General features: G+C 38.5%; 9 protein-coding genes. 7 read left to right on the forward strand and 2 right to left on the reverse strand.

The genetic code is table 11. The features are described from left to right. The first annotated feature begins 4 nt into the window (after positions 1-4). The gene (miaA, locus tag AC6H0A_RS04675) at positions 5-940 is read left to right on the forward strand and encodes a tRNA (adenosine(37)-N6)-dimethylallyltransferase MiaA (protein ID WP_005643466.1); all 936 of its coding nucleotides are present in this window, start codon (positions 5-7) and stop codon (positions 938-940) included. Positions 941-945: 5 nt separating this feature from the next. Then, positions 946-3,891, forward strand: a complete 2,946-nt coding sequence (glnE, locus tag AC6H0A_RS04680; protein WP_179230916.1) for a bifunctional [glutamate--ammonia ligase]-adenylyl-L-tyrosine phosphorylase/[glutamate--ammonia-ligase] adenylyltransferase — start codon at positions 946-948, stop codon at positions 3,889-3,891. A 20-nt stretch (positions 3,892-3,911) separates the two neighbouring features. On the opposite strand, the gene recN is transcribed toward glnE, so the two are convergent. Together recN and AC6H0A_RS04690 are read right to left on the reverse strand one after the other, a co-directional pair. Next, on the reverse strand, positions 3,912-5,588 hold the full coding sequence (gene recN, locus AC6H0A_RS04685; RefSeq protein WP_179230917.1) for a DNA repair protein RecN: 1,677 nt from the start codon (positions 5,586-5,588) through the stop codon (positions 3,912-3,914). Between the two features lie 111 nt (positions 5,589-5,699). Continuing rightward, positions 5,700-6,590, reverse strand: a complete 891-nt coding sequence (locus tag AC6H0A_RS04690) for an NAD(+) kinase (RefSeq protein WP_044233301.1) — start codon at positions 6,588-6,590, stop codon at positions 5,700-5,702. A gap of 100 nt (positions 6,591-6,690) precedes the next feature. Here AC6H0A_RS04690 and grpE point away from each other — a divergent pair, with 100 nt between their 5' ends. From grpE to AC6H0A_RS04715, 5 genes are all read left to right on the forward strand, one after another. After that, positions 6,691-7,287, forward strand: a complete 597-nt coding sequence (gene grpE / locus AC6H0A_RS04695; RefSeq protein WP_044233293.1) for a nucleotide exchange factor GrpE — start codon at positions 6,691-6,693, stop codon at positions 7,285-7,287. Positions 7,288-7,603: 316 nt separating this feature from the next. Next, entirely contained in the window at positions 7,604-9,727 is a 2,124-nt protein-coding gene (gene nrdD, locus AC6H0A_RS04700; RefSeq protein WP_005643476.1) for an anaerobic ribonucleoside-triphosphate reductase, read from the forward strand. A 120-nt stretch (positions 9,728-9,847) separates the two neighbouring features. Then, entirely contained in the window at positions 9,848-10,705 is an 858-nt protein-coding gene (gene tesB / locus AC6H0A_RS04705) for an acyl-CoA thioesterase II (RefSeq protein ID WP_005643478.1), read from the forward strand. 13 nt (positions 10,706-10,718) lie between these two features. Beyond that, positions 10,719-11,585, forward strand: coding sequence for a ferritin-like domain-containing protein (locus AC6H0A_RS04710; protein WP_005643481.1), 867 nt, complete (start codon positions 10,719-10,721; stop codon positions 11,583-11,585). Between the two features lie 4 nt (positions 11,586-11,589). Beyond that, entirely contained in the window at positions 11,590-11,808 is a 219-nt protein-coding gene (locus tag AC6H0A_RS04715) for a hypothetical protein (protein ID WP_044233294.1), read from the forward strand. Positions 11,809-11,820 lie beyond the last annotated feature (12 nt).

The following is an 11,820-nucleotide window of genomic DNA, read 5'->3' on the forward strand; positions in this document are numbered from 1 at the left end:
CTTCATGAAACCAACCGCAATTTTTTTAATGGGCCCAACAGCCTCCGGTAAAACAGATTTAGCCATTCAACTACGAAGCTCGCTTCCAGTCGAAGTGATTAGTGTGGATTCAGCACTCATTTATAAGGGAATGGATATTGGCACAGCGAAACCATCAAAAGAAGAACTTGACCTTGCGCCTCATCGATTGATCGATATTTTAGATCCGTCAGAAAGCTATTCCGCAATGAATTTTCGCGATGATGCACTACGAGAAATGGCTGATATTACTGCACAAGGTAAAATTCCGTTACTAGTGGGCGGCACGATGTTGTATTACAAAGCCTTAATTGAAGGACTTTCGCCATTACCTTCTGCTGATGAAAATATTCGCGCCGAGCTTGAACAAAAAGCGGCTCAACAAGGTTGGACAGCATTACATACAGAACTCGCCAAAATCGATCCTATTTCTGCCGCCCGAATTAATCCGAGTGATTCTCAACGAATCAATCGTGCTTTAGAGGTTTTTTACATCACAGGAAAATCACTCACAGAGCTGACGGAAGAAAAAGGCGAAGGCTTGCCTTATGATTTTGTGCAATTTGCAATTGCGCCGCAAGATCGTCATATTTTGCATAACCGCATTGAACAACGCTTTCATAAAATGATTGAACTGGACTTTCAATCAGAAGTGGAGAAACTTTATGCGCGTGGTGATTTAAATATTAATCTACCGTCGATTCGCTGCGTGGGCTATCGTCAAATGTGGGAATATTTGCAAGGTGATTACGATCACGAGGAAATGATTTTCCGTGGTATTTGCGCAACTCGACAACTTGCAAAACGCCAACTCACTTGGCTACGCGGTTGGAAAACGCCAATACAATGGCTGGATAGTTTACAACCTAAACAAGCGAAAGAAACCGTATTACGTCACTTAGATTCCTATCAAAAAGGTTAGAAAAAATGACCGCACTTTCTGCCCTCATTGAACAAAAATTACAATCTCTTGGCACAATTCTGTGCCAATCTTTTCCAGAGCTATCCCCAGAAAAAATTCACGACGCCATTCAAAAAAATTTAAACCATCCTGAACTGCCTATTTACCAATTAGGCTATGCTATGGCAATGTCTGACTTTGTGGAAAAAGTCTTGCAAAAATACCCGCACTTAGGGAAACTATGGTTGGAAAAATCGCCGTGTTTTGCAGATTGCTCTACCTATATTGAACGTTTGAATAGAGAGTTAACCAATGTACATGACGAAACCGCACTCTATCAAACATTACGCCAATTCCGTAACATTGAAATGGCAAAATTAAGTTTTTGTCAAAGTTTGAATCTTGCCACTGTAGAAGAAATTTTTGTTCATCTTTCACAACTTGCAGAAAGTTTAATTATCGCTGCTCGCGATTGGCTTTATCATCAAGCCTGTGCGGAGATGGGCACACCAATGGATGAACAAGGTAATCCGCAACAGCTTTATATCCTAGGAATGGGGAAACTAGGTGGCTTTGAACTAAATTTTTCCTCGGATATTGATTTAATTTTCACTTATCCATCACAAGGGGAAACGTCCATTGAGAATACGAATGCTCGACGTTCTGTGGATAATGGAAAATTTTTTACGCGTTTAGGACAACGCCTTATTTCTGCCTTAGATGAATTTACATCTGATGGTTTTGTGTATCGAACCGATATGCGCTTGCGCCCATTTGGTGACAGCGGTGCGCTTGTTCTCAGCTTTGCGGCAATGGAACAATATTATCAAGATCAAGGTCGAGATTGGGAACGCTATGCGATGATCAAAGGGCGAATATTGGGTGCACAAACAAAGAATCCCAACGTTTCAAAATTACAAAAAATGTTACGCCCTTTTGTCTATCGCCGTTACATTGACTTTAGTGTGATTCAATCTTTACGAGAGATGAAAGGCAAAATTGAGCGAGAAGTACGTCGTCGTGGTTTGAAAGATAATATTAAATTGGGTGCAGGGGGGATTCGTGAAGTCGAATTTATCGTGCAAGTTTTTCAACTCATTCGAGGAGGGCGAGAAATCAATCTGCAACAACATTCACTCTTAAAGATCTTGCCTGAAATTACCAAACTAGGATTAATTACCGAACAACAATTCCACGATTTACGTGAAAGTTATATTTTTTTACGTCGTGTAGAAAACATTCTACAAGCAATTAATGATCAACAAACTCAAACACTACCAACCGATGAAATAGATCAAATTCGTTTAGTCGAGGCATGTAAAACATTCACCTGTTTAAATGAAAATAATCAAACCATTGAAAAACATTATCCAATAGAAAATTGGGACGATTTTTACCTCACCTTGCAACAAAAACAAGAAAAAGTGCGAGCAGTATTTACTCAATTAATCGGTGATGAACAAGATGAGCCTTCACAAACTGATAGCCAATGGCAAGATTTTTTAGAATCAGATTTTGAGGATATTGAACAAATATTATTAGAGAGTGGTGTATCAGAAAATAATATTGATGAAGTTTTAGAAAAGCTTTGTCAATTCAAGGACAGCCTAAATCACAGAGTGATTGGTTCGCGTGGGCGTGATGTTTTGAGCCATTTAATGCCAATAGTGCTTGCACTCATTTTTGAACAAGAAAATTACCGCACTTTACTCCCCCGAATTCTGAACATTATTGAAAAAATTTCGAGTCGCACGACTTATTTAGAATTATTGTTGGAAAATCCTCGTGCCCTTCAGCAAGTTATTGAACTTTGTGCACAGTCTCAACTTATTTCAGAACAACTGGCTCGCCACCCTATCTTATTAGATGAATTACTTAATACAGAAGCGCTACGCTATCCATTGCCATTTACCCAATATCCTGCAGAGTTACACCAATATTTACTTCGTTTACCACCTGATGATGAAGAACAGCTTATTGATGCTTTACGTCAATTTAAACAAGTAACCCTATTAAAAGTGGCCGCAGCAGATATTTTAGGGGCATTACCAGTAATGAAGGTAAGCGGTCATTTAACCTATCTTGCTGAAGCGATTATTGAAGTCGTTGTGAATCTAGCTTGGAAACAAGTTTCCTCTAGATTTGGCATACCTGAACATTTACAAAATGATGAAAAAGGATTTTTAGTTATTGGTTATGGAAAACTGGGTGGTATTGAACTCGGTTATAAATCCGATTTAGACCTGGTATTTTTGTACGATGCCGTAGAAAGTCAAACAACAGGTGGCAAAAAAGTGATTGATAGCAATCAATTTTACCTGCGTTTGGCACAAAAGATTGTGAGTATTTTCAGCATAAATACTTCCGCTGGCGTACTTTATGAGGCAGATATGCGTCTACGCCCGTCTGGCGATACTGGCTTAATTGGCTGCTCTCTTTCTGCATTTGCCCATTATCAATTGAATGAAGCTTGGACATGGGAAAAACAAGCTCTTGTGCGTGCTCGCCCTGTATTTGGTGAATCATCTCTTAAAGCTAAATTTGAGCATATCCGCCAACAAGTACTTTCTGCATCACGAGATATTGAACAATTAAAACGAGATGTTGTGGAAATGCGAGAAAAAATGTTCACGCATTTGTCCCATTCAAAAAATGGTGAATTTAATCTTAAAACAGATCGCGGCGGTATCACTGATATTGAATTTATCGCTCAATATTTAATGCTTGCCAATGCTCCGCAAAACCCACAACTAACAAAATGGTCAGACAACGTACGTATTTTCGATGATATGGCAGAGGCTCAAATTATTAGCCAAACAGACTGCGACACATTAAAACAATGTTATGTTGATTTACGCAATGCTATTCACCATTTAAATTTGATAGGTAAATCCTCTGTTGTAGATGAAACTGAATTTGTCAAAGAGCGGTCATTTATTCAAGCATTTTGGGATAAGCTATTTAGTTCATAAAATAGCAATTAAATCTCATTTTAATGAACTAAATCTAGCATTTCCTGTGCATTGGCTAAGGCTAATTCTGTAATTTCACTTCCGCCCAAGAGTCTTGCCAAGGCCGGTACACGTTCAGCTTGTGAAAGTGCAGTCATTTGTGTTTCAGTTTTATTATCCACAGTAAATTTTTCTACATTGAACTGATGATGGCCATGACAAGCAACCTGTGGCAAGTGGGTTACGCATAATACTTGGCAACGTTCACTTAATTGACGTAAAAGTTTTCCGACAACACTTGCTGTTTTTCCGCTAATGCCTACGTCCACTTCATCGAAAATTAACGTTGGAATAGCCGATTGATCAGAAGTTAAAACTTGAATCGCTAAAGAAATACGAGAAAGCTCACCACCAGAGGCAATTTTAGCTAACGCTTGAGGTTGTTGACCTAAATTACTACGCAAAGTAAAAATCACATTATCCGCACCGTTTGATCCTACTTTATCTAAATCCGTATTCAACTCTACATAAAATTCTGCATTTTCCATTGCAAGTTGTTTTATCGACTGCGTGACATTCTGCGCTAAGCGAGCTGCAGATTGCTGACGACTTGCTGTTAATGCTTTAGCCGTTGCTTGCATTTGTTCAAATGCGAGTTTTTCTTGCTCAATCAACATCCCTTCACTTTCAGAAAAATCTAAAAGTGCGGTTAATTCTGCTTTTAATTTTTTGTGATGTTCCACAAGATCTTCAGGTTTAACTTGATGTTTACGAGCAAGCTGTAAAGCCTGAGTAATTCTCTGTTCAATTTCTTGTAAAAGTTGAGGATCTTGCTCGATATTACTTGATAAATTTCGCACTTCACTGGTTGCTTCTTGCACTTGAATCAACGCATCATTCAACATACTTTGCACTTCAGCATATTGCGGATCAAGTTCAGCTAATTCATCAATATATTGTGTCGCACGATAAAGCAAACTATCGATATTTACCGTATCATTTTCACTTAAAATTTGCAGGACTGATTGAGAAAGTTGAGTTAACTGTTCACTGCTAGATAAACGACGCTGTTCATCTTCTAATTCCAAATATTCATTTGGTTGAAGGTTAAACTCATCTAATTCATCCACTTGATACTGTAAAAGTTGTTTACGCGCTTCATTTTCTGCCACTTTTTGTTGAAAGGTTTTAACTTGATTTTGAAGATTTTTCCATGCCTGATAATCTTCACGCATTTTCACAAGTAATTCAGGATGAGCGGCAAAATTATCAACTAACTGAAGCTGATAGTCATTTTTTAGCAATAATTGAGAAGCGTGCTGCCCATTAATATGAACAAGATATTGACCAATTTCTTTTAATTGAGAAGCGGATACTGGAGTGCTATTAATAAAAGCTTTAGAACGTCCGTCTGCATTAATCACACGACGCAAAATACATTCAGTTGGATTATCGGGATCTTGTAATTCTTGATCATTCAACCATTGATAAGCAGGATTCTGTGATTCTAGTTGGAAAGTTGCACAAATTTCTGCACGTTCTTGCCCTTCGCGTACCATTGAGGTTTCTACCCTTTGTCCGAAACATAAACCTAAAGCATCAATGGCGATAGATTTACCAGCCCCAGTTTCCCCAGTAATAACAGACATTCCTTTCGCCAATTCGATATCAAGCTGGCGAACAATCGCAAAATTATTGATAGTAAGTTGAGTAAGCATAGCAAAATCCTTTAACTGTATATCGATCATATTACAACTGATTTAATTTACAGTAAAGGTTTTTTTTACAGTATTTTAATAATGCGTTTATACTATGCTTTTTTATAAAAATTAAAATGATTTCAGCCAACCTAATTTGGTACTTAATACATTGTAATAACTATAATTTTTTAGATGAAGCAATCTGAGTTTATGCTCGCTTTTTTGAATATGCACCATGTCATCAGGCGTAAAAGGTAAGGCTATTTGACTATCACAGCCCACTTCCAATTGAGATGTATTATGCTCAGCAAAACGAATCGATATTTTGCTATCGCCATCAATAACAAGAGGACGAGAAGTTAATGTATGTGGAAACATTGGCACTAGCGCAATTGCATTAAGATTCGGTGTCAAAATCGGGCCACCAGCGGAAAGAGAATAAGCCGTAGAACCTGTTGGAGTAGAAACAATTAATCCATCAGAACGTTGTGAAAATGCAAACTTATCATTGATATATACATGAAAATCGATCATATGCGCAATTTTCGCAGGGTGGATAACCGCCTCATTCACTGCATTACCTGTCGATACAATTTCACCTGCACGCTCAATTTTTGCTTCCAATAAAAAACGTTCTTCCACAAAGAATTCTCCACGTTCTAAACAAGCTTCAAGTTGAGCATAGGCATTTTTAGGGTCAATATCTGTTAAAAATCCCAAATTACCACGGTTAATACCAATCAATGGAATATCATATTTTGCTAATACGCGAGCACGCCCCAACATATTGCCATCCCCACCAATCACGATAACCAACTGAGCTTGGCAACCAATTTCATCAAGTGTTGCAAGATTTTCTGCAGGAAGCCCCAGTTTTTCAGCAACATCTTTTTCCATCATTACTTGATAGCCACGTTCCGTTAACCAGTGAAACAAATTTTTGTGCATTTGTAGGTTAATGTCATTTCTAGGTTTTCCTACAAGCCCAATGGTTTTAAAGGAACGATATAAATTATTCATAAAATAAACCGCACTTGAATTTAACATTTTCGTCATTATATAGTTTTTTGTTAGACTATAGCTAACGACTATGGCGAACTTTGTATTTACGGAGAAAAAAATGTCAGAACAAGAACAAAAAATTGAAACACCAGAAGTAGAAAAGCAAGAAGACTCTGTTGTGGAAGAAACACAACAAACAGAGCCTTCTCAAGAACTTGATCCTTTAGAAGAAGCTATTGCGCGAGTGCAAGAGCTTGAAGAACAGCTAAAAACTCAAATAGAAGAAGCGGCAAACAAAGAACAGGATATTTTACTTCGCTCTCGTGCTGAAATTGAAAATCTTCGTCGTCGTACTGAACAAGACGTAGAAAAAGCACATAAATTCGCATTGGAAAAATTCTCAAAAGACATTTTGAATACTATCGATAACCTAGAACGTGCACTTGCCACTCCAGCAAATAAAGAAGATGAAAGCGTAAAAGCCTTATTTGACGGTGTTGAACTGACCTTAAAAGAATTAGTTTCAACCGTTGGTCGTTTTGGCGTGGAAGCTGTCGGGGTTGTCGGCGAAGCATTTAATCCTGATTTACATCAAGCCATTTCAATGCAACCCGCGGAAGGCTTTGAAACCAATCAAATTAGCGTCGTATTGCAAAAAGGCTACACCTTAAATGGTCGAGTCATTCGCCCAGCGATGGTAATGGTGGCAGCTTAATTTATATTTTGTCTAAAGAGCGGTCGATTTTTCGGCCGTTTTTATACCCATCAATAAAAATTATATGATTAATTTTATTGTTCACTCTCCCCTCGGTTCTAAAAATCAAAACTTTGATCTCGCTCACAAAATCAAAAAATATTTGAGAAAAGTTCTCAACAACTTAATTTGATATTTTTCTAATAAAATCAATCTCTAACAAAATCCTCTTACGATAAAAGGCCTAAAAACACTACATATTGTGTGTTGATTATCTTTTTAGATCTATATATAGTGCACTCCGCATTTCAAAAACACTATATATTGGAGCTATATCATGAGTAACTTTGGGGTCATCAAGCGCGATGGTTCTCGTGCGGAATTTGAGATTCAACGTATCATCAATGCCATTAAAAAAGCCGCAAGTGCGGTCAATATTTCCGATGAATTTTATTGCCAGCAAATTGGGCAAGAAGTAGGAAATGAAATTTTCACCCATCATCAAAGCGAAACTGATATTAATCAGATTCAAAAAATCGTTGAAGATAAATTGATGGCAAGTCGTTATCCCGAGGTTGCTCGTGCGTATATCGAATATCGTCATGATCGTGATTTAGCTCGCGAAAAACGTAGTCAGCTAACAAAAGAAATTGAAGGTTTGATTGAACAAAGCAACGTAGAATTACTTAATGAAAACGCCAATAAAGACGCGAAAGTGATTCCAACACAACGAGATTTGCTTGCTGGGATTGTGGCAAAACATTATGCCAAGCACCATATTCTTCCACGCGATGTAGTAGAAGCTCACGAAAAAGGTGAAATTCATTATCACGATTTAGACTACTCTCCATTCTTCCCGATGTTTAACTGTATGTTAGTAGATTTAGAAGGCATGCTTTCTCGTGGTTTCAAAATGGGTAATGCGGAAATCGAACCCCCTAAATCTATCTGCACCGCAACGGCAGTGACAGCACAAATTATCGCCCAAGTCGCCAGCCATATTTACGGTGGCACAACCATTAACCGTATTGATGAAGTGCTTTCCCCTTATGTGCAAATCAGTTACGAAAAACACCTCAAACATGCCCAAGAATGGAACGTGCCTGATGTTGAAGGTTACGCAAAAGCATTGATTGAAAAAGAATGTTTCGATGCCTTCCAATCCTTAGAATATGAAGTTAATACACTGCATACTTCGAATGGACAAACACCATTTGTGACCTTTGGTTTTGGTTTAGGTACAAGCTGGCAATCCCGTTTAATTCAGCAAGCTATTTTGAAAAATCGGATTCGTGGACTTGGAAAAAATCATAAAACTCCTGTATTTCCAAAACTGGTTTTCACTATTAAAAAAGGCTTGAACCAAACTCAAGGCGATCCGAATTACGATATCAAACAACTCGCATTGGAATGTGCATCAAAACGTATGTATCCAGATATTCTCAATTACGATCAGGTTGTCAAAGTCACGGGCTCTTTTAAAGCCCCAATGGGATGCCGTAGCTTTTTAGGTGCATACGAAGAAAAAGGCCACGAAATTCACGACGGGCGCAATAATCTTGGTGTGGTAAGTTTAAATTTACCGCGTATCGCGTTGGAGTCTAAAAACGAAGAAGATTTCTACCGCACTTTAGATGAACGTTTGGCTATTGCGAAAAAAGCATTAATGACGCGTATTGCGCGCCTTGAGAATACCAAAGCTCGCGTTGCCCCCATTCTTTATATGGAAGGAGCTTGCGGAGTGCGGTTAAAAGCGGATGAAAATGTGGCACAAATTTTCAAAAATGGGCGTGCCTCTATTTCACTTGGCTATATCGGTATTCACGAAACCATTAATGCGCTATATAACAAAGGGCATATTTTTGATGATGAACAATTACGCGAAAAAGGCATTTCGATTGTTCGCCACCTTAGCGAGGCAGTTAAACGCTGGCAAAAAGAAACAGGCTATGCCTTCAGCCTTTACTCCACGCCAAGCGAAAACTTATGTGACCGCTTCTGCCGTCTAGATACCAAAAAATTTGGCGTGATTGAAGGCGTCACGGATAAAGGCTACTACACAAATAGTTACCACTTAGATGTAGAAAAGAAAGTGAATCCTTACGACAAACTGGATTTTGAAATGGCATATCCCCCACTCGCTAGTGGCGGTTTTATTTGCTACGGCGAATATCCAAATATTCAACACAACTTAAAAGCATTGGAAGATGTGTGGGATTATAGCTACGATCGCGTGCCTTACTACGGCACAAACACACCGATTGACGAATGTTATGAATGTGGTTTCACTGGCGAGTTTGAATGTACCAGCAAAGGCTTTGTTTGCCCAAAATGTGGCAATCACGATAGCACAAAAGTATCTGTCACTCGCCGCGTATGTGGCTATCTAGGCAGCCCTGATGCCCGCCCATTTAATGCAGGAAAACAGGAAGAAGTGAAGAGAAGAGTTAAACACCTTTGATTTAACTCTCTAGCAATAGCACGCGTTTTTTAATGCGTGCTTTTTGTTTCCCACTTTGGCATTCCCAAAAAATCTCCGCTAAAATAACCGCACTTTTATCGTCTCTTCAAGGAAAGCAATATGTCAGATATTCTCAATAACCTTATTCATCTTCTTAAACTTGAAAAAATTGATGATTTAATCTTTCGTGGTGAAAGCCAAGATTTAGGTTTTCGCCAAGTATTTGGTGGGCAAGTTGTGGCTCAAGCATTATCAGCGGCAATGCAGGTGGCGCCAGAAGATCGCATTTTACATTCTTGTCATGCCTATTTCCTTGCTCTGGGAGATAGCCAATATCCGATTATTTACGATGTGGAAACCTTGCGTGAAGGGCGTAACTTTTCTGCATTACGCGTAAAAGCCATTCAACATAAAAATGCTATCTGTCATGTAACAGCTTCTTTCCAAGTGCCTGAAAAAGGTTTTGAACATCAAAATACGATGCCAAATGTTGGTGCGCCTGAAAACTTTACAGATGAAAATGTGATGCTACAAAAAGTAGCTCAAACCTTGCCAGAACCACTCAATGAAAAATTTGCGGCAGAGCGTCCATTTGAGGTACGTACCAAATATTTGAATAACCCATTTAACGGGACAAAATTGCCAGCCGAGCAATATTCTTGGTTTAAAACTAATGGTGAAACGCCGCTTGATATAAAAATTCAGCAATGTTTATTGGCTTATTTTTCCGATTTTCACTGTATTTTGACCGCACTTCATCCGCATGAAAAAGGCTTTTTGCAAAAAGGAATGAAAGTAGCAACCATTGATCATAGTATTTGGTTCCATCGTCCGTTTGATTTAAATCACTGGCATTTGCACGCAATTGAAAGCAATAATGCCTTTGGCGGTCGTGGCTTAGCACGCGGACAAATTTTCTCGCAAGATGGTCAATTAATCGCAACAACACAACAAGAAGGCTTGATCCGTTTTAACTAATAAGAGAGAAAAAATGACCGCACTTATTACACAATTTTGGCAACAAGTTGAAACCGCGCTGAAAACAGCAAATCCACAAGAAAAATGCAGTTTAGTTAATGATCTCTACGATAATCTTCTGCCACAAATTCAGTTGATTAAATTAGAAGATTTTCCCGAAGTCGTACCGCAAGATAATATTGCCGCTTTTCCTGAAAAACCACTCTTAGTTGCACCGAAAGATGTACCAAAACGTTCTTTTGCCACAGAAGAAGGCTATGCTGCCACATTGCACGCTATCGCACATATTGAGTTTAATGCGATTAATTTAGGCTTAGATGCGGCTTGGCGATTCGGGAGGAATGCACAAGAAGAACTTGGCAATGGTTTGGCTTTTGTGAAAGATTGGCTGCGTGTCGCTCGTGAAGAAAGCACGCACTTTTCCTTAGTCAATGAACATTTGAAAACATTGGGTTATCAATATGGTGATTTTGAAGCCCATGCTGGATTATGGGAAATGGCACAAGCCACCGCGCACGATATTTGGGAACGAATGGCGTTAGTTCCTCGTGTATTAGAAGCACGGGGCCTCGATGTAACCCCTGTTCTGCAAGAGAAAATCGCACAACGTAAAGATTTTGCCGCAGTGAACATTTTGGATATTATTTTGCGCGATGAAATTGGCCATGTGTATATCGGCAATCATTGGTATCACGCACTTTCTAAAAAACGTGGTTTGGATGCGATGAAATGCTTTACAGAGCTTTTACACAAATACCGTATTGTGATTTTTAAAGGTGTCATTAATACCGATGCACGTATTCAAGCGGGTTTCACTCAGCATGAGTTAGATTGGATTTATGAAGTGGAACAAACATTGAAATCCTATATTAAGAAATGATGAAATGTACGAATGTTATTTTGAAAATAAAAGTTATAAAGAAAAATTAGAAGAATTAATGCTAATTTTTGAAAATAGAACAGTAAACGGCATGGATTATCACTATCATAGCGTAAAATTTAGCGGATATTCAAAAAAGGAAGCAATCCGCCTATATCGTGAAAGATTTAATCTAAAAGGCGTAAAATTAGATCTATTTGTTGAGCCGTCTATAATTTATTAAGGGGTTAAAATA

The sequence above is a fragment of the Haemophilus sp. THUN1692 genome (genome assembly GCF_059704395.1).